This is a genomic window from Streptomyces colwelliae (genome assembly GCF_048158785.1).
Taxonomy (GTDB): domain Bacteria; phylum Actinomycetota; class Actinomycetes; order Streptomycetales; family Streptomycetaceae; genus Streptomyces.
The window spans coordinates 1-23,645 of sequence record NZ_JBLTJC010000151.1 but is presented as its reverse complement, the minus strand read 5'-3'; the positions used below and the strand labels follow the sequence as shown (position 1 = coordinate 23,645).

The 23,645-nt window shown below is 70.8% G+C and carries 19 protein-coding genes and 1 pseudogene; 4 read left to right on the top strand and 16 right to left on the bottom strand.

The genetic code is table 11. The features are described 5' to 3' along the window. The 13 genes and pseudogenes from ACNFOC_RS28160 to rsmH form a co-directional block, all read right to left on the bottom strand. Positions 1–439: pseudogene (locus ACNFOC_RS28160) on the bottom strand (YggS family pyridoxal phosphate-dependent enzyme); the annotation flags it as partial. A gap of 6 nt (positions 440–445) precedes the next feature. Beyond that, a complete protein-coding gene (gene pgeF / locus ACNFOC_RS28155) occupies positions 446–1,174 on the bottom strand; it encodes a peptidoglycan editing factor PgeF (RefSeq protein ID WP_416961885.1) in 729 nt (242 codons plus the stop codon). Then, positions 1,171–2,358, bottom strand: a complete 1,188-nt coding sequence (ftsZ, locus tag ACNFOC_RS28150) for a cell division protein FtsZ (protein WP_416961884.1) — start codon at positions 2,356–2,358, stop codon at positions 1,171–1,173. Before ftsZ ends, pgeF begins: the two co-directional genes overlap by 4 nt. 277 nt (positions 2,359–2,635) lie before the next feature. Then, positions 2,636–3,430: a cell division protein FtsQ/DivIB gene (locus tag ACNFOC_RS28145; protein WP_416961883.1), complete on the bottom strand. Its 795-nt coding sequence runs from the start codon at positions 3,428–3,430 to the stop codon at positions 2,636–2,638. 25 nt (positions 3,431–3,455) lie between these two features. Beyond that, entirely contained in the window at positions 3,456–4,547 is a 1,092-nt protein-coding gene (gene murG, locus ACNFOC_RS28140; protein ID WP_266878092.1) for an undecaprenyldiphospho-muramoylpentapeptide beta-N-acetylglucosaminyltransferase, read from the bottom strand. Between the two features lie 6 nt (positions 4,548–4,553). Then, the gene (ftsW, locus tag ACNFOC_RS28135; RefSeq protein WP_393753124.1) at positions 4,554–5,921 is read right to left on the bottom strand and encodes a putative lipid II flippase FtsW; all 1,368 of its coding nucleotides are present in this window, start codon (positions 5,919–5,921) and stop codon (positions 4,554–4,556) included. A 21-nt stretch (positions 5,922–5,942) separates the two neighbouring features. After that, positions 5,943–7,376, bottom strand: coding sequence for a UDP-N-acetylmuramoyl-L-alanine--D-glutamate ligase (gene murD, locus ACNFOC_RS28130; protein ID WP_416961882.1), 1,434 nt, complete (start codon positions 7,374–7,376; stop codon positions 5,943–5,945). Then, positions 7,358–8,431 carry a phospho-N-acetylmuramoyl-pentapeptide-transferase gene (mraY, locus tag ACNFOC_RS28125; RefSeq protein WP_416961881.1) on the bottom strand — a complete coding sequence of 358 codons (1,074 nt, stop codon included), beginning with the start codon at positions 8,429–8,431 and terminating at the stop codon, positions 7,358–7,360. Before mraY ends, murD begins: the two co-directional genes overlap by 19 nt. Continuing rightward, entirely contained in the window at positions 8,428–9,843 is a 1,416-nt protein-coding gene (locus tag ACNFOC_RS28120) for a UDP-N-acetylmuramoyl-tripeptide--D-alanyl-D-alanine ligase (protein ID WP_416961880.1), read from the bottom strand. Before ACNFOC_RS28120 ends, mraY begins: the two co-directional genes overlap by 4 nt. A gap of 4 nt (positions 9,844–9,847) precedes the next feature. Next, complete coding sequence (locus ACNFOC_RS28115) at positions 9,848–11,368, bottom strand: UDP-N-acetylmuramoyl-L-alanyl-D-glutamate--2,6-diaminopimelate ligase (RefSeq protein ID WP_416961886.1); 1,521 nt, start codon at positions 11,366–11,368, stop codon at positions 9,848–9,850. Between the two features lie 173 nt (positions 11,369–11,541). Next, a complete protein-coding gene (locus ACNFOC_RS28110; RefSeq protein ID WP_416961879.1) occupies positions 11,542–13,524 on the bottom strand; it encodes a peptidoglycan D,D-transpeptidase FtsI family protein in 1,983 nt (660 codons plus the stop codon). 5 nt (positions 13,525–13,529) lie between these two features. Next, entirely contained in the window at positions 13,530–14,132 is a 603-nt protein-coding gene (gene ftsL / locus ACNFOC_RS28105) for a cell division protein FtsL (RefSeq protein WP_416961878.1), read from the bottom strand. Continuing rightward, positions 14,129–15,085 (bottom strand): 16S rRNA (cytosine(1402)-N(4))-methyltransferase RsmH, encoded by a 957-nt coding sequence (gene rsmH, locus ACNFOC_RS28100; RefSeq protein ID WP_416961877.1) that lies wholly within the window; start codon positions 15,083–15,085, stop codon positions 14,129–14,131. Before rsmH ends, ftsL begins: the two co-directional genes overlap by 4 nt. 420 nt (positions 15,086–15,505) lie before the next feature. Here rsmH and ACNFOC_RS28095 point away from each other — a divergent pair, with 420 nt between their 5' ends. The 4 genes from ACNFOC_RS28095 to ACNFOC_RS28080 all read left to right on the top strand — a co-directional run bounded on the left by ACNFOC_RS28095 (position 15,506) and on the right by ACNFOC_RS28080 (position 21,049). Then, a complete protein-coding gene (locus ACNFOC_RS28095; protein WP_416961876.1) occupies positions 15,506–16,054 on the top strand; it encodes a beta-class carbonic anhydrase in 549 nt (182 codons plus the stop codon). Between the two features lie 236 nt (positions 16,055–16,290). After that, positions 16,291–17,316, top strand: a complete 1,026-nt coding sequence (locus ACNFOC_RS28090) for an AAA family ATPase (protein ID WP_416961875.1) — start codon at positions 16,291–16,293, stop codon at positions 17,314–17,316. Beyond that, complete coding sequence (locus tag ACNFOC_RS28085; protein WP_416961874.1) at positions 17,316–18,671, top strand: DUF58 domain-containing protein; 1,356 nt, start codon at positions 17,316–17,318, stop codon at positions 18,669–18,671. The genes ACNFOC_RS28090 and ACNFOC_RS28085 overlap by 1 nt, the downstream gene beginning before the upstream one ends. Beyond that, positions 18,668–21,049: a transglutaminase TgpA family protein gene (locus tag ACNFOC_RS28080; protein ID WP_416961873.1), complete on the top strand. Its 2,382-nt coding sequence runs from the start codon at positions 18,668–18,670 to the stop codon at positions 21,047–21,049. Before ACNFOC_RS28085 ends, ACNFOC_RS28080 begins: the two co-directional genes overlap by 4 nt. A 114-nt stretch (positions 21,050–21,163) precedes the next feature. On the opposite strand, the gene ACNFOC_RS28075 is transcribed toward ACNFOC_RS28080, so the two are convergent. From ACNFOC_RS28075 to ACNFOC_RS28065, 3 genes are all read right to left on the bottom strand, one after another. Further along, positions 21,164–21,562, bottom strand: coding sequence for an SCO2097 family morphological protein (locus ACNFOC_RS28075; protein ID WP_328831962.1), 399 nt, complete (start codon positions 21,560–21,562; stop codon positions 21,164–21,166). A gap of 277 nt (positions 21,563–21,839) precedes the next feature. After that, on the bottom strand, positions 21,840–22,610 hold the full coding sequence (locus ACNFOC_RS28070) for a methyltransferase (protein ID WP_416961872.1): 771 nt from the start codon (positions 22,608–22,610) through the stop codon (positions 21,840–21,842). A 314-nt stretch (positions 22,611–22,924) separates the two neighbouring features. Further along, the gene (locus tag ACNFOC_RS28065) at positions 22,925–23,464 is read right to left on the bottom strand and encodes an SAV_6107 family HEPN domain-containing protein (protein ID WP_416961871.1); all 540 of its coding nucleotides are present in this window, start codon (positions 23,462–23,464) and stop codon (positions 22,925–22,927) included. Positions 23,465–23,645 lie beyond the last annotated feature (181 nt).

Here is a 23,645-nt window from a genome sequence, read left to right as displayed (position 1 = left end):
GCCCGACGCCACCCCGCTCGCCCCGCCCGCTCACTCCCGCGTCGAGTGCGACCTGGATGAGACAGCCCAGTTCGCGCCCGGACCGCTCGGTCTCCTTCGACAGCGCGGTGACGAGCCGGGACCGGTCGACCGACTGCACGACATCGGCGTAACCGGCCACGGATCGCACCTTGTTGGTCTGCAACTGACCGACGAAGTGCCAACTCAGCGGCAGATCCGCGCATTCGGCCGCCTTCGGGGCGGCGTCCTGGTCCCGGTTCTCGGCGACGTGACGCACACCGAGTTCGGCCAACGTCCGTACGTCGCTCGCCGGATAGGTCTTGGTGACCACGATCAGGGTCACCTCTTCGCGCTTCCGCCCGGCCGCGGCACAGGCGGCGGTGATGCGCTCCTCGACTCTCGCCAGATTCACGGCGATTTCTTGCTTACGGTCCGTCATGCCCGATCAGTCCAGCCAGACATAGCTCGCCAGCCGCCCGGTCGTCCGGTCCCGGCGGTACGAGAAGTGGTCGCCCGATTCACGGGTGCACACCGGCGACTGCTCCCGGTCGCGCACCCCGAGCCGGTCGAGCTGCGCGTGCGCTCCGGCGGTCACGTCGACCGCGGGAGTGCCCCAGCTCGTCTCGGCGTACGCCGCCGGTTCCACGGCGGCGACGTCGGCGCGCATGTCCGCGGGCACTTCGTAGCACCGGCCACAGACGGCGGGTCCGGTGCGGGCGACGATCCGGGCGGGATCGGCGCCGAGTTCCACCATGGCCCGTACGGTGGCGGGGACGACCCCGGCGACCATGCCCGGGCGTCCGGCGTGGGCCGCGCCCGCGATCCCGGCGACCGGGTCGGCGAGCAGGACCGGCGTGCAGTCGGCGGTCAGCACGGCGAGGGCGAGGCCGCGCCGGGCGGTGACGACCGCGTCGACGGAGGGGATGTCCGAGGCGCCCCAGGGCTCCTCGACGACCGCCACGTCCGCGCCGTGCACCTGGTTCATCCAGACCACCAGCGCCGGGTCCAACCCCAGTGACTTGGCCGCCAGTTCGCGATTGGTACGTACCGCGTCGGGGTCGTCGCCGACCGCGCCGCCGAGGTTGAGCTCCTCGTACGGAACGGCGCTCACCCCGCCCCACCTGTCGGTGAAGGCGAAATGCGCGCCGCTCACGGTGTCGAACTGTCCTATCACTTCAGGAAGTCCGGTACGTCCAGCTCCTCGGCGGCGCTGTCCGAGTAGGTCCGCGACGGCGGGACCGGCGGGGCGACCGGGAGGTCGGCGACCGGCTCCGGAGCGTGCTCCGGCTCCTCCTTCGGCTTGACGCTGCCGAGCGAGCCGAAGGACGGACGGCTCTCCTGCCGTACCGGTGTCGGCTCGTCGCGGCGGGCCGAGGTGGAGCTCGTGCCGGTCTCCCGGCGGGTCGGCGGCTGGCCGCCGTCGAAGCCGGCCGCGATGACCGTGACCCGGACCTCGTCGCCGAGGGCGTCGTCGATGACCGCGCCGAAGATGATGTTGGCCTCGGGGTGGGCCGCCTCGCTGACCAGTTGGGCCGCTTCGTTGATCTCGAACAGGCCGAGGTCGGAGCCGCCGGAGATGGAGAGCAGGACGCCGCGGGCGCCGTCGATGGAGGCCTCGAGGAGCGGCGAGGAGATCGCCATCTCCGCGGCGGCCACCGCGCGGTCGTCGCCGCGGGCCGAGCCGATGCCCATGAGGGCCGAACCGGCCTCGGACATCACGGACTTGACGTCGGCGAAGTCGAGGTTGATCAGGCCGGGCGTGGTGATCAGATCGGTGATGCCCTGCACACCGGAGAGCAGGACCTGGTCCGCCGACTTGAAGGCGTCGAGGACCGAGACCTGGCGGTCCGAGATGGACAGCAGCCGGTCGTTCGGGATGACGATGAGGGTGTCGACCTCTTCGCGGAGTTCGGCGATGCCGTCCTCCGCCTGGTTCGCCCGGCGCCGTCCCTCGAAGGTGAACGGGCGGGTGACCACGCCGATGGTGAGGGCGCCCAGGGAGCGCGCGATGTTGGCCACGACGGGGGCGCCGCCGGTGCCGGTGCCGCCGCCTTCGCCGGCCGTCACGAAGACCATGTCGGCCCCCTTGAGGACCTCCTCGATCTCCTCACGGTGATCCTCGGCGGCCTTGCGGCCGACGGCCGGGTTGGCGCCGGCGCCGAGTCCGCGGGTGAGTTCGCGGCCGACGTCGAGTTTGACGTCGGCGTCGCTCATCAACAGCGCCTGCGCGTCGGTGTTGATGGCGATGAACTCGACGCCCTTGAGGCCGACCTCGATCATCCGGTTGATGGCATTGACACCACCGCCGCCGACACCGATGACCTTGATGACTGCGAGGTAGTTCTGCGGTGCTGCCACGTCGAAGGCCTCTCGCCTCGAGTTACGTGTCGTCGATCGCGGTGTTCCGCGACCCGACGACGGATGCCGAATGGGACGGTCCGTAGCGCCGACCCGAACCCTAACGTTGAAGTTTAGGGTTACCAGTGTGTCCGTTCCTTGAAGTCTTCTGAACAGGACACTAAGTCGACAAGTGGCGCACGTTCAACGAACACGCCGAACCTCCCGTTTTTCTTTTCACCCTATGTGATCAGCCGTAGCGCTGCCCAACCAGGGTGCTGGCCTGCGCGAATGTGCGTCAACTCCCGGCTGACGCAGGGGCGGTGGGAACACTTACGTCGAAGTGCCGGGCACCGGGAGCTGCTTTCATGAGAGCGGTGAGCGTACGCGCCTTCGCGGCACCCTTGTCGCCACTTCCCCAGGAGACGGTCCGGCCGCCGCTCAACTCCAGTGAGATGTCGTCGTAGGAACGGACCTTGACGACCTGGGTGACGCGTGCGACCGCGGCCGGAATGTCGCCCGCGACCCGTACCGCCTCGCGTACGAGTCGGTCCTCGCCGAAGCGGCGCAGGCCCGCCGCGGACGAACCCGATTGAGAGAGCGTCAATTCCAGGGTGGGGATGGACTTCGGTGCCGTGGAAACGGTGGCGAATCGCACGCCGTCGTCGTCCACTTCGATGAAGTTTCCGCCCTTTTTCTCCACCAGGACCGGGCTGCGTTCGGTCACTTTCAGCCCGATTCCATGAGGCCAGGAACGGACTACGTCAACGGTGTCAATTCGGGGCAATTTCCTGCGGAGTCGGGCTTCGATCGCATCGGTGTCGACGGAAACGAGCGGTCCGCCGACCGGAACGCCGGCGGCTTCGCGGACCTGCTCGGGCGTCAGGACCTTGGTCCCGGACACCGACACCTTCTCCACCCGCAGCCACTGCGAGCCGTAGAGCAGCCAGACCGCGGCGGCGCCCAACACGACTGCGGCGAGGGCGAGTACGACAATCAGACGAAGGCGTCTTGGTCCCAGACGCCGGACAAGGGGCGGGCCGGACGACTCCTGTTGGCGTTCACCGCGCTCGGCGGTCGTCGGTCCGGCCACGATCCCCTGCCTCTCTCACATATGGCTAGCGGTGCCGCGAGGCGATCGCCTCGTACACCATGCCGACGAGCAGGTCGTCGGCGTCCCGGCGGCCGAACTCGCTTGCCGCGCGCGACATTTCGTACAGCCGGTGCGGGTCGGCGAGTACGGGCAGGACGTTGCCCTGGATCCACTCGGGCGTCAGTTCCGCGTCGTCGACCAGGAGTCCGCCGCCGGCCTTGACCACCGGCTGGGCGTTCAGCCGCTGTTCGCCGTTGCCGATGGGCAGCGGGACGTAGGCGGCCGGGAGTCCGACGGCGGAGAGTTCGGCGACGGTCATCGCGCCCGCGCGGCAGAGCATCATGTCGGCCGCGGCGTACGCGAGGTCCATCCGGTCCACGTACGGTACCGGGATGTAGGGGGGCATCCCCGGCATCTGGTGCACCTGCGGCAGTTCGTTCTTCGGGCCGACCGCGTGCAGGATCTGGATTCCGGCCTGTTGGAGGTACGGCGCGACCCGCTCGACCACCTCGTTGAGGTGCCGGGCGCCCTGCGAGCCGCCGGAGACCAGCAGCGTCGGCAGGTTCGGGTCGAGCCCGAACGCGGCCCGGGCCTCGGGCCGTACGGCCGCGCGGTCCAGGGTGGCGATCGTGCGGCGCAGCGGGATGCCGATGTAGCGGGCGTCGCGCAGCTTGCTGTCCGGGGTCGAGACGGCGACCCGGGCCGCGTACCGCGAGCCGATCTTGTTGGCCAACCCGGGCCGGGCGTTGGCCTCGTGGATCACGATCGGTACCCCGAGGCGCTTGGCCGCGAGGTAGCCGGGCAGCGCCACATAGCCGCCGAAGCCGACGACGCAGTCCGCCTTGGTGCGCTCCAGGATCTGCTCGGCCGCCTTGATCGTGCCGCGCAACCGGCCCGGCACGGTGATCAGTTCGGGGGTGGGCTTGCGCGGCAGGGGTACGGCGGGGATCAGCGCGAGTTCGTAGCCCCGCTCGGGTACGAGACGGGTCTCAAGGCCGCGCTCCGTGCCCAGGGCTGTGATCCCCACGGTGGGGTCCTGCCTGCGCAGGGCATCCGCGAGGGCGAGCGCCGGCTCGATGTGGCCGGCGGTCCCCCCACCGGCGAGTACGACATGCACCGAAATTCACCGCTCTCCGGACGAACGCGCCGCCGAGGCACGCCGTCGCATCGTGTTCCATCTCCGGGGCCGTTGGCCGGAACCGGTACCCCTGGCCCCCCGCTTTCTACCAAAGCGGGGTTGCCGCATCGCAAGCGCCGCCCGCGCAGCGGGGTCGTCGCGCGCGAAGGCGATCAGCAACCCGATGGCGAACATGGTCGGCAGCAGGGCGGAACCCCCGTAGGAGAACAGCGGGAGCGGGACGCCGGCGATCGGCAGCAGGCCGAGCACCGCACCGATGTTGATCACCGCCTGAGCGATGATCCAGGTGGTCACGCCTCCCGCGGCATACCTCACGAAGGGGTCCTCCGTGCGTCCGGCCACGCGGATACCCGCATAGCCTAGAGCCGCGAAGAGGGCGAGCACCGACAGTGTGCCCGCCAGACCCAGTTCCTCACCGGTGACGGCGAAGATGAAGTCGGTGTGGGCCTCGGGGAGTTGACCCCATTTCTCCACACTCGCCCCGAGCCCGGAGCCGAAGATCCCGCCGGATGCGAGCGCGTAGATCCCGTGCACGGCCTGCCAGCAGTCGGCGACCCCGGTCTTGGGCTCGGTGGCGCCGATGCAGGCGAGCCGGGCCATCCGGTTGGGGCTGGTCTTGATGAGGATCACACCGATCGCGGCCGCGATCGACAGCACGCCGACGAAGAGCCGGGTCGGAGCGCCGGCCAGCCACAGCAGGCCGAACAGGATCGCGGTGAGGATGATCGCCGTGCCCATGTCGCCGCCGAGCATGATCAGCCCGAGCAGCATGAACGCGACCGGCACCAGCGGCACCAGCATGTGCTTCCACTGGGCCAGCATCGCCTTGTCCTGCTTGCGGGCGAGCAGGTCGGCGCCCCACAGGACCAGGGCCAGCTTGCCGAACTCGCTGGGCTGGATCTGGAAGGAGCCGCCGAGCGAGATCCAGTTGCGGTTGCCGTTGACCGACATCCCTATCCCCGGCAACTGCACCAGCGCCATCATGAAGACGGCGCCCGCGAGGATCGGATAGGCCAGCGCCCGGTGCAACTTGACCGGCATCCGCGAGGCGGCCAGCGCCAGCACCCCGCCGATACAGGCCGCGAGGAACTGTTTGCGGAAGAAGTACGAGCCGGGCAAAGACAGTTGGAGTGCGGTGATCTGGGAGGCCGAGTAGACCATCACCAGACCCAGCACGGTGATCAGCACGCTGCCGCCGGCGATCAGGTAGTAGGCGGTCAGCGGGCGGTCCCAGGCCCGGCGCGCGTTGGTGTAGAGCCGTCGTACGGGGTTGTCGCGGACGGTCCTGGCGGCGGCGGGACGTCTGGGGGTCCGCTGCTGCACGGGCGGCCGGCCGGTACGGCTACTGGGCATCAGCGCCTCCGCTTGCGTCGGTCAGGCGCCGAGTTCGCGAACCGCCGTGGCGAACGCGTCACCGCGCTTGTTGTAGTTGGCGAACATGTCCATGGAGGCGCAGGCGGGGGCGAGCAGCACCGTGTCGCCGGCGGCGGCGAGCCGCTGTGCCTCCTGGACAGCCGCGAGCATCGCCCCAGTGTCGGTCCGGTCGAGGTCGACGACGGGTACTTCCGGCGCGTGTCGCGCGAGGGCTTCGCGGATCAGCGCGCGATCGGCGCCGATCAGCACCACGCCCCGAAGGTGCTTCGCCGACTTGGCGACGAGTTCGTCGAAGGTGGCGCCCTTGGCGAGCCCGCCCGCGATCCACACGATCGACTCGTAGGCCGCCAACGAGGCTTCCGCCGCATGGGTGTTGGTGGCCTTGGAGTCGTCGATGTACGCGACGCCGTCCACATCGGCCACGTGCGCGATGCGGTGCGCGTCGGGCGTGAAGGCCCGCAGCCCGTCCCGTACGGCCTTGGCGGGCACCCCGAAGGCACGCGCGAGGGCAGCGGCGGCAAGGGCGTTGGCGATGTTGTGCGGGGCGGGCGGATTGACGTCCGCGACCTCGGCGAGTTCCTGCGCGTTCTTCTGCCGGTCCTCGACGAAGGCACGGTCCACCAGAATGCCGTCCACGACGCCGAGTTGGGACGGCGCGGGGCTGCCCAGCGTGAAGCCGATCGCCCGGCACCCCTCCTCGACATCGGCCTCGCGGACCAGATCCTCGGTGGCCTTGTCGGCGACGTTGTAGACGCAGGCGACCCGATTGCCTTCGTAGATACGGCCCTTGTCGGCGGCGTACGCCTCCATCGAGCCGTGCCAGTCGAGGTGATCGGGCGCCAGATTCAGTACGACGGCGGAGTGGGCGCGCACCGAGGGCGCCCAGTGGAGCTGATAACTCGACAGTTCCACGGCGAGGACGTCGTACTGCTCGTCCCCGAGTACGGCGTCGAGCACCGAGACGCCGATGTTGCCGACCGCCGCCGTGCGCAGGTCCGCCGCCTTCAGGATCGAGGCGAGCATCTGGACGGTGGTGGTCTTGCCGTTGGTGCCGGTGACGGCCAGCCAGGGGGCCGCGTCGGGGCCGCGCAGGCGCCAGGCCAACTCCACGTCCCCCCACACCGGTACGCCCGCCTCACGCGCCGCCGTGAACAGCGGCTTGTCGGGCTTCCAGCCGGGGGTGGTGACGATCAGTTCGGTGCCCTCGGGCAGGGTCGCACCATCGCCGAGGCGCACGGTGATGCCGAGCGCCTCCAGGTCGGCCGCCTGGGCCCGGGAGCGCTCGTCGTCGCCGTCGTTGACGACCGTGACGAGCGCGCCGAGCCCGTGCAGGACCTTGGCCGCCGGGATGCCGGAGACTCCGAGCCCGGCGACGGTGACGTGCTTGCCCTCGAAGGAGAGCCCCTGACCGTCGGTCACTTTTCCGCTGCCCATCCCGCATAGAAGAGGCCCAGGCCGACGATCACGCAGATGCCCTGGATGATCCAGAAGCGGACCACCACGAGCACTTCGGACCAGCCTTTGAGTTCGAAGTGGTGCTGGAGCGGGGCCATTCGGAAGACCCGCTTGCCGGTGAGCTTGAAGGAGCCGACCTGGATGACCACCGACATGGTGATGAGGACGAAGAGGCCGCCCATGATGGCGACGAGCAGCTCCGTGCGGGAGAGGATCGCCAGACCGGTGAGGACACCGCCGAGGGCGAGTGAGCCCGTGTCCCCCATGAAGATCTTGGCCGGCGAGGTGTTCCACCACAGGAAGCCCAGGCAGGCGCCCATCAGCGCCGAGGCGATGACCGCGAGGTCGAGCGGATCGCGCACCTCGTAACAGGCGTTCGGGTTGGTCAGGGTCTGCGCGTTGGCGCAGGACTCCTGGAACTGCCAGACACCGATGAAGGTGTAGGCACCGAAGACCAGGACCGAGGCGCCGGTGGCGAGGCCGTCGAGACCGTCCGTCAGGTTCACGCCGTTCGACATCGCGAGGATCATGAACAGCGCCCAGATCACGAACAGGATCGGGCCGATCTTCCAGCCGAAGTCCGTGATGAACGACAGCTTCGTGGAGGCCGGGGTGTTGCCGCGGGCGTCCTGGAACTGGAGGGCGAGCACCGCGAAGCTGATGCCGACGATCAGCTGGCCGGCCATCTTCGCCTTGGCCCGCAGGCCCAGCGAACGCCTCTTGACGATCTTGATGTAGTCGTCGAGGAAACCGACCAGGCCCATGCCGACCATCAGACCGAGCACCAGCAGACCCGAATAGGTCGGCGTGTAACCGGTGATGAGCTTGGACAGGAAGTACGCGGCGACCGTCGCGAAGATGAAGGCGATACCGCCCATCGTCGGCGTACCACGCTTCGCGGCGTGCTCTCGCGGGCCGTCGTCCCGGATGTACTGGCCGTAGCCCTTGCGGGCCAGCAGCTTGATCAGCAGCGGGGTGCCCACCAGGGTCAGGAACAGGCCGATGACTCCTGAGAACAGGATCTGCTTCATCATCGGGCGGCAACCTCACCCTCGGTACCGGCCTCGACGAGCGCCTGCGCCACGCTCTCGAGCCCGACCGACCGGGACGCCTTCACGAGAACGACGTCTCCCGCGCGCAACTCGCTGCGCAACAGGTCGACCGCCGCCTGTGCGTCGGACACGTGCACCGACTCCTCACCCCACGAACCCTCGTTATATGCGCCCAGTTGCAGCCAGGACGCTTCCCTGCCCCCGACCGCGACGAGCTTGCCGACATTGAGCCGGACGGCGAGCCGTCCGACCGCGTCGTGCTCGGCGAGCGCCTCGTCCCCGAGCTCGGCCATCTTGCCGAGCACCGCCCACGTCCTGCGTCCCTTGCCCATGGCCGCGAGCGCGCGCAAGGCGGCTCGCATGGACTCGGGGTTCGCGTTGTAGGCGTCGTTGACGATGGTCACGCCGTCCGGTCGCTCGGTGACCTCCATCCGCCAGCGGGAGAGGGAGCCCGCCTCGGAGAGCGCGGTGGCGATCTCGTCTGCGGACATGCCCAGCTCATGGGCGACGGCGGCCGCGGCGAGCGCGTTCGACACGTGGTGCTCACCGTACAGGCGCATGGTCACTTCGCTGCACCCGGAGGGTGTGTGAAGGCTGAAGGCGGGCTGTCCGCTGTCCGTGAGTCTCACGTTCTCGGCACGTACGTCCGCTTCGCCGGACTCTCCGAAAAGGATCACCTTCGCCTTCGTACGGGACGCCATGGCCCGTACGAGCGGATCGTCCGCGTTGAGGACCGCGACGCCGCCGTCTTCAACTGAAGGGAGCGCCTCCACGAGTTCACCCTTTGCCTGCGCGATCTGCTCCCGGCCGCCGAACTCGCCGATGTGGGCGGTGCCGACGTTGAGGACGAGGCCGATCTGCGGGGGCGTCAGGTCCGCGAGGTAGCGGATGTGACCGATGCCGCGGGCGCCCATCTCCAGGACGAGGAACCTCGTCTCGGCGGTGGCGCTCAGCGCGGTCAGCGGCAGCCCGATCTCATTGTTCAACGATCCCGGTGTGAACACCGTGGGCGCCTTGCGCGCGAGCACCTGGGCGATGAGGTCCTTGGTGCTGGTCTTGCCCGCCGAGCCGGTGAGGGCCACGAGGGTCGCGCCGAGCCGTCGTACGACATGACGGGCGAGGGCGCCCAAGGCGCTCTGGACGTCGTCCACGACGATCGCGGGCACGCCGACCGGGCGGGAGGCCAGGAGGGCCACCGCGCCCGCCTCGACGACCGCGTTAGCGAAGTCGTGGCCGTCGACGTGCTCGCCGACGAAGGCGACGAAGAGGCTGCCGGGTTCCACTTCCCGGGAGTCGCGGACCACCGGGCCGGTGACCTGGACGGACGGATCCGGTATGTCGTGCGTCTGCCCGCCGACGACTTCTGCGATCTCGGCGAGGGAGAGGGCGATCACAAGTTCATCCCTGGGTCTTCTGGATAGCTTCGCGAAGCACCTGGCGGTCGTCGAAGGGACGGACCACTCCGGCGATGTCCTGGCCCTGCTCGTGGCCCTTGCCCGCGACCAGCACGGTGTCCCCCGGCTGTGCGCGGGCGACGGCGGCCGCGATGGCGGCGGCCCGGTCCTCGAAGACCTGGACCTCGCCGCGCTCGTGCGCGGGCACCGACGCGGCGCCCTGGAGCATGGTCGCGAGGATGGCGAGGGGGTCCTCGGAGCGGGGGTTGTCCGATGTCAGTACGGCGGTGTCGGCGTGCCGGGCGACCGCGGCGCCCATCGGCTCGCGCTTGGTCCTGTCCCGGTCGCCGCCGCAGCCGAGCACGACGTGCAGCTTGCCCTCGGTGACCTTGCGCAGCGCGCGCAGGACCGATTCGACGGCGTCCGTCTTGTGGGCGTAGTCGACGACCGCGAGATACGGCTGCCCGGCGTCCACGCGCTCCAGGCGCCCCGGCACGCCCGGCACCTCGGCGATGCCGTCGGCGGCGAGCTGCGGGTCGAGGCCGGCGGTGGCGAGGGCGGCGATCGCGGCGAGGGTGTTGGCCACGTTGAAGGAGCCGGCGAGCGGCGATCTCGCGGTGATCAGCTCGCCCTTGGGGCCGACCGCGGTGAACGTCGAGTCCATCGGGCCGACTTCGACGTCCTGGGCGCGCCAGTCGGCGTCCGGGTGGCCCTCGGCGGAGTAGGTGACCACGGGGACGGTGGCCTCGCGGGCGAGCCTGCGGCCGTACTCGTCGTCGAGGTTGACCACTCCCTGCCGGCTGCGCAGCGGCGTGAACAGCTGGGCCTTGGCCTGGAAGTAGTCCTCCATGCCCGTGTGGAACTCCATGTGTTCCGGGCTGAGGTTGGTGAAGACCGCGATGTCGAAGATGCAGGCGTCGACCCGGCCGAGGACCAGCGCGTGGCTGGAGACCTCCATGGCGACGGCGTCGACCCCGCGCTCCAGCATGACCGCGAACAGGGCCTGGAGATCGGTGGCTTCGGGGGTCGTGCGCTCCGACTTGATGCGCTCGTCGCCGATGCGCATCTCGACCGTGCCGATCAGACCGGTGGACCGGACCGTTTTCAGGCCGCCCTCCACGAGGTACGCGGTCGTCGTCTTGCCCGAGGTGCCGGTGATGCCGATCTGGAGCAGATCGCGGCCGGGATGGCCGTAGATGGTCGCCGCCAGCTCGCCCATCTGCCCGCGCGGGTCGTCAACGACCAGTACCGGCAGGCCCGTTGCCGCGGCGCGGTCGGCGCCGGCCGGGTCCGTCAGGACGGCGACGGCGCCGAGGCCGGCCGCCTGGGTGACGAAGTCGGCGCCGTGCAGACGGGCGCCGGGCAGCGCGGCGTACAGGTCGCCGGGGCGGACGGCGCGCGAGTCATGGGTGATGCCCGTGATCTCGGCTGCCGTGGTCGGCGCGGTGGCGCCCAGTTCGTCGGCGAGTTCCGCGAGGGGTGTGGCGGAGATCCGCGCCGGCCTGGGCGGCCCCGGGTAGGTCACGGATGCGCCCTTCTGGGGGGTTTGGGACTGATCGGCGGGTGGCACGGCGGTGAGCGTACCGGGCACACCCGCCCCGGAGCGAAGTGAGGGGCGGGGCCTGTTGTCCTGCTGGCCCTGGTTCCCCGACTGGGAGGTGATCATGGTCACGGATCGGTTCCTGGCTGTTGCGCTGATCAGGGCGTGAAGGTCACGGGCAGATTCGCGGCCTTCGCCCCGGTGGGCGGGACCTGGAGGGTCTTGAGGGCGAACTCCATCACCTGCTTGTAGATCGGTCCGCAGATCTGACCGCCGAAGTAGCTGCCGCTGGTGGCGTTCTGGATCGCGCAGTAGACGGTGATACGGGGGTTGTCGGCGGGCGCGAACCCGGCGAACGACGAGGTGTAGCCCTTGTACTTGCCGGTGGCCGGATCCACGCGGTTGGCGGTGCCGGTCTTGCCCGCGACCCGGTACCCCGGAATCGCGGCCTTACCGCCGGTGCCCTGCTCGTCATCCACCACGGACTCCAGCATCTGGGCGAGGGTCTTCGCCGTCTTCGCGCTGATGACCCGGGTCTTCTTGGGCGTCGCCGCGGGCGTGAAGCGTCCGTCGGGCCCCTTCGTGCCGCGCACCAGGGTGGGCTCGACGCGGACTCCGCCGTTGGCGACCGTCGAGTAGACGGAGGCCGCCTGGAGCGCGTTGAGGGACATGCCCTGGCCGAAAGGAATCGTGTACTGCTGCGAGGTCGACCACTTGTCGGCGGGCGCGAGGATGCCCTTGGTCTCGCCGGGGAAGTCGAGCCCGCTGTAGCTGCCGATGCCGAACTTGCGCAGATACGAGTACAGGACCTGGTTGGCCTCGGGCTGCGTCTTGCCGAGCTGGCCGGCCGCCTCGATGGTGCCGATGTTGCTGGACTTGGCGAGGACGCCGTTGAGCGTGAGGTTCCAGGTCGCGTGATCCACGTCGTCCTGGAAGAGCCGGTCACCGCGGTGCAGCCGGTTCGGCACGACGACATGCGTCAGCGGGGTGGCCGCGTTCTCCTGGAGTACGGCGGCCATCGTCATGACCTTGGCGGTGGAACCGGGCTCGTAGGCGTCCTGGAGGGCCGCGTTGCCCAGGGAGGCCGCGTTCGCCTGCGCGAGGTCGTTCGGGTCGAAGCCGGGCGCGTTGGCCATGGCGAGGATCTCGCCGGTGCGGGTGTCCTGCACTATCACGTACCCGCGGTCCGCCTTGGACTTCTTCACCTGCTCGGTGATGGCGTTCTGCGCGGCCCACTGGATGTCGCGGTCGATCGTCAGCTCGACGTCGGAACCGGGCACCGCAGGCGTCTCGGTGGAGCCCGCGGTCGGCACCTGGACGCCGCCGGACTGCGCGTAACGGACCTTGCCGTCCTTGCCGGTGAGGTCCTTGTTCAGCTGCTGCTCGACCCCGCCGCCGCCCTTGCCGTCGGCGTTGACCCAGCCCAGTATCCCGGCGGCGAGATCGCCGTTCGGGTACACGCGCTTGGTGGTGGGGACGGCGAGGACACCGGCCAGGACGTTGACCGTGGCCGGGTCGGTCGAGGCCTTGGTGTTCAGCGCGCTCTTCAGGTCCTTGATCTGCTTCCAGACCTGCGGGGTCTGGCGGTTGGCGAGCACCACGTAGCGCAGGTTCTTGTTCGCGGGCCTGAGCTTCTTGACCAGCCCCGCCTGGTCCACGCCGAGGATCGGGGCGAGGAGGGCGGCCGCCTGTTCGGGCCCGTCGTCGATCTTGAGCTGCTTACGGGTGAACAGCGTCGGGTCCGCGGTGATCGTGTACGCGTCCACGCTGGTCGCCAGCGCCACCCCGGAACGGTCGGTGATCTCACCGCGCTCGGCGGCCAGGACGTAGTCGACGTACCGGTTCTGCGCGGCCTTGGCGGCGTACGCGCTCGCGTCGACGGCCTGCACCTGGAGCAGTCGTACGACGAACGCGATCAGGACGAGGGTCAGCGCCAGGCTGATCATGCGCAGCCGGGGGCGGGGGCTGCCGAGGCGGAGGGAGCGCGGGCCCGCCGGGCGCGCCGCGGGAGAGGGCGATGCCGAGCGGCGGGCCGGACGGGCGCCGGGACCGGGGCGGCGCCGGGCGGCGTTGCCGCCCTCCGGGCGTTCGGGCCTGGCCGGTCCTGGCACTCGGCGGCGCGGCGGTTCCCTGTCGGACACTTCCGTCACCTGCCGGGTGTTGTCGGGGTGGAGGACTGTGCTGTGGATGACTGCGCTGTGGAGGTCTGGGTCGTAGAAGTCTGCGCGGGCTGTACGGGCCGGGTCGCGACGGGGGTGGCCGCGGGGGCCGGTGCCGGTGCGACGGCCGTGGGGCTCGAACTCGGGCTCGGGCTCGGCCTGCTGACGAGTGCTTCGGGTGCGAGGACCGCCGGTGTGGTCACGGTTTTCGCGGCGGCCTGCTCCGGGACACCCTTCACGGTGCCGTCCGGGTCGAGGAAGGCGGGGTCCCCGCCGGGCACCATGCCCAGTTCGCGGGCGCGGCGCTGGAGGGCGTCGGGGGCGGAGTAGGCGTCGACGTCCCGCTGGAGGGCCTGTTCCTCGTCGGTGAGGCTCTTCGTCTGCTTCTGGAGGTCGTCCAGCTTGAACTGCCCTTCGCTGAGCGCGGAGTTCAGCACGAGCAGTCCGATCAGGCCGCCGCCCAGGAGGAGCACGACAAGGAGGACGAACGGGGTACGGGCCGCCTGGATCCCCCCTGCCTGCGCGGGCCCGGTCGGGAAGAGCCGCGCGAGTCGGGCGGCCCTGCCCCTCAGTTCGGGTTTCCTGCTCACTCGGCGTCCTCCCTGATGCGCTGAGCCCCCCGCAGCCGCGCGGGTGCCGCCCGCCGGTTCTCGGCGACCTCTTCCTCGGTGGGAAGTTCGGCACCGCGCGTCAGGAGCTTGAGCCGGGGCTGGTACTGCTCGGGCACGACCGGCAGCCCAGGAGGCGCGGTGTTGGCGGCGCCGGCCGCGAACACCTGCTTGACCAGGCGGTCTTCGAGCGAGTGGTACGACAGGACGGCGATCCGGCCGCCCACGGCAAGGGACTTCACGGCGGCGGGGATCGCGCTCTCCAGGACGGACAGTTCGCCGTTGACCTCGATGCGCAGCGCCTGGAAGGTGCGCTTGGCCGGGTTGCCACCGGTGCGCTTGGCGGCCTGCGGCAACGAGTCGCGGATCAGCTCGACGAGCCGTGCGCTGTTGCTGAACGGCTCCTTGTCGCGCTCGCGGACGACCGCGGAGACGATTCGCTTGGCCTGCTTCTCCTCGCCGTACGCCCGCAGGATGCGGACGAGTTCGCCGGGCGCGTAGGTGTTGAGGACCTCGGCCGCGCTGATGCCGGTCGTCTGGTCCATGCGCATGTCGAGGGGGGCGTCCTGGGCGTAGGCGAAGCCGCGGTCGGCCTCGTCGAGCTGCATGGAGGAGACGCCGAGGTCGAACAGAACGCCCTCCACGCGCGCGAGGCCGAGCCGCTCCAGTACGTCGGGCAACTCGTCGTAGACGGCGTGCACAAGGGTGGCCCGGTCGCCGAAGGGGGTGAGGCGCTCACCGGAGAGGCGCAGGGCCTCCTTGTCGCGGTCGAGGGCGACGAGACGGGCCTCGGGGAACCGGGTCAGCAGGGCCTCGCTGTGGCCGCCGAGGCCGAGCGTGCAGTCGACGACCACCGCGCCCGGCCGCTCCAGTGCGGGGGCCAACATGTCCAGGCACCGCTGGAGCATCACCGGGACGTGTCGACTCTGGCTCAAGGGGCCCTCTCAGATCCGGCACGGGCCCTACGCACCGCCGGGTCCCCGCCCTCCCCCAGTGAAGGGGAAGCCTGCCGGCGCCGAAAGCGTCAGCCGACCGGGAGCGGGAGGAGGCCGAGCCGTACGTACGCGCCGCGCACGTGGGGAGAATCCGGAAAGTCGCCGGGGTCTCCGGGAAAAGTCCAGCAGGGAGAGCCTCGCCTCCCGCTTCGCGCAACTTTAGTCCACGCTGTCTCACGGTCAATCAACCGGCCTGCGCGTCGCGGGCCGGGGTGCGTGTGAAGCCTCAAAACGGGAAGAATCACCCACACGGGGGCACCCCCGCCACCCGTGTGGGTTACCTCACAAGAGGACGCAATGACGCTCTTTTTCCCATCTCACCCCGAGACCGCTCCGCAGGTGACCAGTACCGTCATAGGTATGACGACCTCCGCATCCGTACCCACAGACTCCGAAGGCGCCATAGCCGACGGCGGGACCGTGACGGACCGCCTCGTCGAGGCCAACGCGCGATACGCCGCCGCCTTCACCGATCCCGGGATGGACGCCCATCCAGTCCTCCAGGTGGCCGTGGTGGCCTGCATGGACGCCCGCCTCGACCTGCACGCCGCGCTCGGCCTGGAGCTCGGCGACTGCCACACGATCCGCAACGCGGGCGGTGTGGTCACCGACGACGCGATCCGCTCCCTCACCATCAGCCAGCGGGCGCTCGGCACCCGCAGCGTCGTCCTCATCCACCACACCGGCTGCGGCCTGGAGTCCCTCACCGAGGAGTTCCGGCACGACCTGGAGATGGAGGTCGGCCAGCGCCCCGCCTGGGCGGTGGAGGCCTTCCGGGACGTCGATCAGGACGTACGGCAGTCCATGCAGCGTGTGCGGACCTCGCCGTTCCTGCTGCACACTGATGATGTGCGCGGCTTCGTGTTCGACGTGAAGTCGGGTCTGCTGCGCGAGATCGACCCGGCCTGACGCACCCGCCCGCCCCGAAACTTCGAAAAGTTCGCCGCCGGGACCGCCCAAAAGGTCGTAAGGCCCGACAAAGCGAAGGCAGTTGTCCACAGGCGAGTGACACGAACCGGTAACGGCAACAAGAATGCGGGTGTGGCGTCGCGCGGAACTTTTTCCGCGCGGTGTCCGTGTTTCGGGGTGGGCCGGTCCGCATCACAGGCGTCGGCCCATGGAAAGAACGGGCCGAGGAGGGCCGGGTGACGACCTATGACGATCGAGCGAGCCTTACAGATCTGACCGCCACTGTGGAGCGAGTCCGCAGTTCGGTGGAAGGAGTGATCGAGGGCAAGCCCGAGGTCGTACGGCTTTCGCTGACCGTGCTGCTCGCCGAGGGACATCTTCTGATCGAGGACGTTCCGGGTGTGGGCAAGACAATGCTGGCCAAGGCGCTGGCGCGGTCGATCGACTGTTCGGTGCGGCGAATCCAGTTCACGCCCGACCTGCTGCCCTCGGACATCACCGGTGTGTCCATCTGGGACCAGCAGCAGCGGGACTTCGAGTTCAAACCGGGCGCGATCTTCGCGCAGATCGTGATCGGCGACGAGATCAACCGCGCCTCGCCGAAGACCCAGTCCGCGCTCCTGGAGTCCATGGAGGAGCGTCAGGTCACCATCGACGGGCAGACCTACGAGCTGCCCAGCCCCTTCATGGTGGTCGCCACGCAGAACCCGGTCGAGATGGAGGGCACCTATCCGCTGCCCGAGGCGCAGCGCGACCGTTTCATGGCCCGGGTCTCCATCGGCTATCCCAGCGCGGAGGCCGAGCTGCAGATGCTGGACATCCACGGCGGGGCGAGCCCGCTGGACGACCTCCAGCCCGTGGCCCACGCGCACGACATCGTCAAGCTGGTCGAGGCGGTCCGCGGCGTCCACGTCGCCGACCCGGTGCGCAGGTACGCGGTGGAGCTGGTCTCCGCCACGCGCAACCACCCCGACCTCAGACTCGGCGCCTCCCCGCGCGCGACGCTGCACCTGCTGCGCGCGGCGAAGGCCTCCGCCGCCCTGAGCGGCCGTGAGTACGCGCTGCCTGACGACATCCAGGCCCTCGCGGTAGCGGTCCTGGCACACCGCCTGCTGCCCACCGCGCAGGCCCAGCTGAACCGTCGTACGGCGGAGCAGGTCGTCCAGGAGATCCTCCAGCGCACCCCCGTGCCCGCGGCGCCGGCCCCGCAGAGCGGCCTGGGTCTCGGGGCGTACCCCCAGCAGCCGCCCCGGAGGCTGTGATGGCCATCGGGGAGGCGGAGACCGACCGGGACGAGAAGGGCGGTGTCCGTACGGCCCTGGCCGGGCTGACGACCCGTGGGCGCTCCTTCCTGGCCGCCGGTATCGCCGCCGCGGTCTGCGCGTACGTCCTGGGGCAGAGCGATCTGCTCCGGGTCGGGCTGCTGCTGGCCGTGCTGCCCCTGGTCTGCGCGACCGTGCTCTACCGCACCCGCTACCGGGTGGCCGGCAGCCGCCGGCTCTCCCCCTCGCGCGTGCCCGCCGGCAGCGAGGCCCGCGTCCATCTGAGGATGGACAACGTCTCGCGGCTGCCCACGGGCCTGCTGATGCTCCAGGACCGGGTGCCGTACGTGCTCGGTCCGCGCCCCCGCTTCGTCCTGGACCGGGTCGAGGCGGGCGGCCGGCGCGAGGTGTCCTACCGGGTCCGCTCGGACCTGCGCGGCCGCTACCCCCTGGGCCCGCTCCAGCTCCGCCTGACGGACCCCTTCGGGATGTGCGAACTGACCCGCTCCTTCTCGACCTTCGACACCCTCACCGTCATCCCGCGCGTGGAGGCCCTCCCCCCGGTCCGCCTCAGCGGCGAGGCCAAGGGCTACGGCGACGGGCGCAACCGCTCGCTGGCCCTGGCGGGCGAGGACGACGTGATCCCGCGCGGTTATCGCTACGGCGACGACCTGCGCCGCGTGCACTGGCGCTCCACCGCGCGCTACGGCGAGCTGATGGTGCGCCGCGAGGAGCAGCCCCAGCGCGCCCGCTGCACGGTCCTGCTCGACACCCGGGGCATCGCCTACGCGGGCCAGGGCCCTGACTCGGCCTTCGAGTGGGCTGTCTCCGGCGCCGCCTCCGTCCTGGTGCACATGCTGGAACGGGGCTTCTCCGTACGGCTGTTGAGCGACACCGGCAACTCGGTGCCCGGCCAGGACGCCGACGGGTTCGCGGGCGCGAGCCAGGAGTCGGCGGACGCGGCCGGGCTGATGATGGACACCCTCGCGGTGATCGACCACTCGGACGGCTCGGGCCTGTCCCGGGCCTACGACGTCCTGCGCGGCGGGAACGAAGGGCTGCTGGTGGCCTTCTTCGGCGACCTCGACGAGGAGCAGGCGGCGGTGGTCGCCCGGATGCGCCAGCGCAGCGGAGGCGCCCTCGCCTTCGTGCTGGACAGCGAGGGCTGGGTGCGCGAGTCGACCGATGTCCCCGGTGCCGGGGACGAGCCCGACGAGCGGCTGCGGATGCTGCGCGACGCGGGCTGGACCGCCGTGGGCGTGCCGCGCGGCGCCTCACTGACAGATCTGTGGCAACAGGCCGACCGGGAGCGCAACGGCATCACCGCGACCGGCCTCGGGGAGGGATGGGCATGAGCGGGCGCGCACGACTGGCGATCTGCGCCTGGGTGGCCACACTGCTGGCGTCCTGCGCGATGCTGCCCCTGGTCTCCCCGGCGACCTGGATCGTCCAGGCCGCCTTCATGCTGGCGATCCAGACCGGCGTGGGTGCGGCGACCCGGCGGGTTCCGCTGGCCCGGCCGCTGACCGTCGCGGCGCAGGCCCTGGTCACCCTGCTGATGCTGACCCTGGTCTTCGCGCACGCGCAGGCCCTCGCCGGGTTCGTCCCGGGCCCCGAGGCCTTCCAGCACTTCGCCGACCTGCTCCAGCAGGGCTCGGACGACGTCTCCCGGTACGCGATCCCGGCACCGCTGCACGACGGCATCCGGCTGATGCTCATCGGCGGTGTCCTGGTGATCGGCCTCGCGGTGGACACGCTCGCGGTCACCTTCCGCAGCGCGGCCCCGGCGGGGCTGCCGCTGCTCGCGCTGTACTCGGTCGCCGCCGGGCTGTCCGAGAGCAGTGTCAGCTGGCTGTGGTTCCTGCTCGCCGCCGCCGGCTATCTGATGCTGCTGCTGGCCGAGGGCCGGGACCGGCTCGCCCAGTGGGGCCGGGTCTTCGGCGGGGCGCCCCGCACCGGTCCCGGCTCGGAGTCCCCGGGGCCGCTCGCCCCGGTCCGCACCGGGCGGCGGATCGGCGCGGTCGCGATGGCCATCGCCCTGCTGCCGCTGCCCACCATCTCGGGCGGCCTGCTGGACGCCGCCGGGACCGGCGTGGGTTCGGGCACCGGAGGCGGCGGCACGATCTCCGCGGTCAACCCGCTGGTCTCGCTGCGCGACAGCCTGAACGTGGACGAGAACCGCCAGGTCCTGTCCGTGCGCACCAACACGAACGACATCTCGGACATGTATCTGCGGATCGTGTCCCTGGACGACTTCGACGGCACCACCTGGAAGCCGTCCCAGCGGCACATCCAGGGCGTGCCGAGCACGTTCCCCACCCCGACCGGCCTCGGCGCCGACATCAAGCGCGCGGAGATCAAGACCCGTATCTCGGCCGCGGACTGGTACGCCCAGGACTGGCTGCCGATGCCGTACCCGCCCAGCGGCGTGAGCATCGACGGCAGTTGGCGCTACGAGCCCGTGGGCATGACGGTCGTGGGCGATCACGGGCAGAACACCCGCGGGGTGACCTACGAGGTCACCAGCCTGGCCGTACAGCCGACCGCGGAGCAGCTGGCCACGGCGCCGGCACCGTCGGCGAGTCTGCGGAACCAGTACACGAAGGTGCCCAAGTCACTGCCCGCGGTGGTGGCCGACACCGCCCGCAAGGTCACCGCGGGCTCGGCCAATCACTACGAGCAGGCGGTCAAGCTCCAGGACTACTTCGCGGTGACCGGCGGCTTCCAGTACGACACCCGGGTGGACGTCGGTACCGGCCGTGACGCGATCGCCAAGTTCCTGAAGGACAAGGAGGGCTTCTGCGTCCACTTCTCCTTCGCGATGGCGGCGATGGCCCGCACCCTGGGCATCCCGGCGCGGGTCGCGGTGGGCTTCGCACCGGGCACACAGGAGGCGAACGGCTCGGTGTCGGTGGGCCTGAAGGACGCGCACGCCTGGCCCGAGCTGTACTTCGAGGGCGTGGGCTGGACCCGCTTCGAGCCGACCCCCAACCGGGGCTCGGTGCCGTCGTACACCCAGTCGACCACGCCCGGCAGCGACGTCCCGGACCCGGCCCTCCCCTCGACCTCGACGAGCACGGCGCCCTCCGCGGCCCCCTCGGCGAGCGAGAGCTGCACGGCCCAGCAGCGCAAGCTGGACGGCTGCGCGAGCCAGGCCCCGGCGATCGTGGGGGGCGGTGACCACCAGGGTCCCTGGTGGTACGCGCAGATGGTGGCGCTGGCCCTGGGCGCGCTCCTGCTGCTGACGATCCCGTTCTCGCCGATGCTGTGGCGGACCCGGATGCGTTCCGTACGGCTGGGAGCGCACGGCCGTACGGAGGCGGACGCGGCCGTCCACACGCTGGCGGTGTGGGAGGAACTGACCGATACGGCCTGGGACTTCGGGATCTCGCCCGACGAGTCGCTGACCCCGCGCAAGGCGGCGGCGCGGATCGTGGGACTCGGGCATCTCGACCCGGCGGCCGCCGCCTCGGTGCACCGCGTGGCGGACGCCGTGGAGCAGGTCCTGTACGCGCCTCGGCCGCAGCCGACGGCGGGGCTCGCGAAGGACGTCCGGCGGGTGGTCGTCGGGTTCCAGGACACGGCCGGCCGCTCCACGCGGCTGCGCGCACTGGTCGCCCCGCGCTCGACCGTCCGGGTGGTGTGGGCGCTGTCGGCCTGGCGGACGTCGGTGACGACACGGGCGGCGGCGCTGCGGCCGACCCTGCGCAAGCCGTCCGGACAGCAGGGCTAGGGAGCACGGCCCGAGAGCACCGCAGGGCATACGGGAGGGGGTGACCACCGGTTCGGTGGTCACCCCCTCACTCGTGTTCGAGGAGCGCCGCGTGTGCTGCGGGGCCAGGTGCTGCTACTGGCCGCCCTGTTGTTCGTCGCGGCGGCGCTGCCAGCGCTGCTCGATACGATCCATCACCGAGCGCCGCTGCCGTCCCTGACGGCGGGCGTGCGGTGCGCCTGCGGCGGGCTGTTCGCCAGGCTTGGGGGCCTTGCGCCAGCCGGTCACGGCGAGTACCGCACAGCCCAGCATGACGAGGAATCCCACCACGCTGACCCAAATCTGCTGTGCGACCATTCCTGCCATGAGGAGCGCAATACCTACGAGGAAGCCGGCCACCGCCTGGTAGACCCGTCGCCGGGTGTACGTGCGCAGCCCGCTTCCCTCAAGCGCTGTCGCGAACTTGGGATCTTCGGCGTACAGCGCTCGCTCCATCTGCTCGAGCATTCGCTGCTCGTGCTCCGAGAGCGGCACGGAGTCCTCCTCATCGTGCAGTCGCCGGGGCGACCCGGGGGGTCCCTTCAGGATAGGCAGGGAATCGCCCCCGTGAAACCCGCCCCTCTACGCCAATTGACCAACCGGAATCCGCCATGGGCGTTCCGGCTCGCTGAATCTTCCATTCCCCAGCGGCCGTCCCGTCATGCCGGGCGGTCTCCCTCGATCATACGGCGCCGGGCCCGCGATCGGGGGGCCTGTGGCGTACTCCATGTGCTGTCGAGCCGCTGATCAGGGGTCCGGCACGGGAGGCCACTCACGCCTCGCCGGCACCCCGCGTCTCGCCGAGCACATGAAGCTGCGTGGCCACGGAGTGGAAGGCCGGGAGCTCGGCCGCCGCGGCCTCCAGCTTCAGCAGCGCGTCCAGGGCGCCGGGCTCGGTGTCCACGAGGACTCCGGGCACCAGGTCGGCGAAGACCCGCACCCCGTGCACGGCGCCGACGTCGAGCCCCGCGCCCTCGACGAACGCGGCGAGCTGCTCGGCGGTGAAACGGTGCGGGACGGGGTCGGCGGCGCCCCAGCGGCCGTTCGGGTCGTCGAGGGCCTGGCGGGCCTCCGTGAAGTGGCCGGCGAGAGCGCGCGCGAGCACGGCACCGCCGAGCCCGGCGGCGAGCAGACTGAGGACGCCTTCGGGGCGCAGCGCGGCCACCACCGTGCGGACGCCCTCGGCGGGGTCGTCCACGTACTCCAGGACGCCGTGGCACAGCACCGCGTCGTAGCCGCCGCGCTCGACGACGTCGAAGAGGCCGTGCGCGTCGCCCTGGACGCCCTGCACGCGGTCGGCGACTCCGGCCTCGGCGGCGCGGCGCTCCAGCGCGAACAGCGCGTTCGGGCTGGGGTCGACGACGGTGACGCGGTGACCGAGGCGGGCGACGGGCACCGCGAAGTTGCCGCTGCCGCCTCCGGTGTCGAGGACGTCCAGCGCGTCCCGACCCGTGGCCTTGACCCGGCGGTCGAGGGCGTCCTGAAGGACGTCCCAGACCACGGCGGTACGGAGGGAGGCGCGGGGGCGGCTCGGGTCCGACACGGCAGTTGACTCCTCGGCGCGGCACCGCCTGTGCACGGCGGAGCGAACGGGCTGCCTCCCCGGCCCGGGGTGCGGGCGGAGGGAAGGCTTCAGGCGCCCTCCACCCTATTGCCTCCGGTGCCGTACCTGGTCATGTGTCTCGCGCGGCGAACACGTACGCGCTCCGCTGGTGGAGCGGTGATGAACCCGCCGGCCGGTGGGGGCTGGTCGCGCGCACGCGGCGGAGCCGCATATCGACACGGCCCCGCGCCCCTTTGGGGCGCTGTACCTCACCTTGGGGCGCTGTACCTCGCCGGAGTTCGCCCAGGCGCCGCTCACCCTGCGCGGTCCCCCGGCCGCTCCGGGTCCTGGCGTGGCTGGGGCAGTACCGGCTGGAGGACGAGCATCCGCTCGACCAGGCGCAGGAACATCGCCACGTCGCGTATGAGGTCGTCGGCGTCCCGGCGGGTCGCCGCGCCCTGGATGCCCGCCTCGGCCCGCGCGCGGCGCCGGGCGCCGGAGGCGAACAGGGCGCTCCACTCGGTGAGTTCGGGCGCGATCTCGGGGAGGACTTCCCAGGCGCTGCGGATACGGCCGCGACGCCGGCTGGTGGGCTCCGGCTGGACCCGCGCGGCGAGCACCGCGGCGGCGGTGCGCAGGGCGGCCAGGTGGGCTGTCGCGTAGCGCTCGTTCGACGTTTCGAGGACGGCTGCCTCGTCCAGTCCCGCACGGGCCTGGGCGAGGAGGTCGAGGGCGGCGGGCGGGGCCGTGGCCCGGCGGAGCACGGGGTGCACGTCGCTCGCCGGGCCGGTCAGTGAGGGGGCAGGGCCGGCGGCGCGGCGCCGACGGGCGGCGGCTGCGGACGGGTGGGCCATGACGAACCTCCTGTCGTCGTGTGACGGCACGCCCAGTCAGGTAGTGCCGTATGTGCCCATCGTGAGGTATGGCACTGACAATCCGTTCTGACCTGCGCTTTTGCTTCGATCGAAGGTTCGGGTTAGTTTTTGCACTGACCAGTCAGTTCAAATATCTCAACTCAAGGGCAGGGGGCGGGGA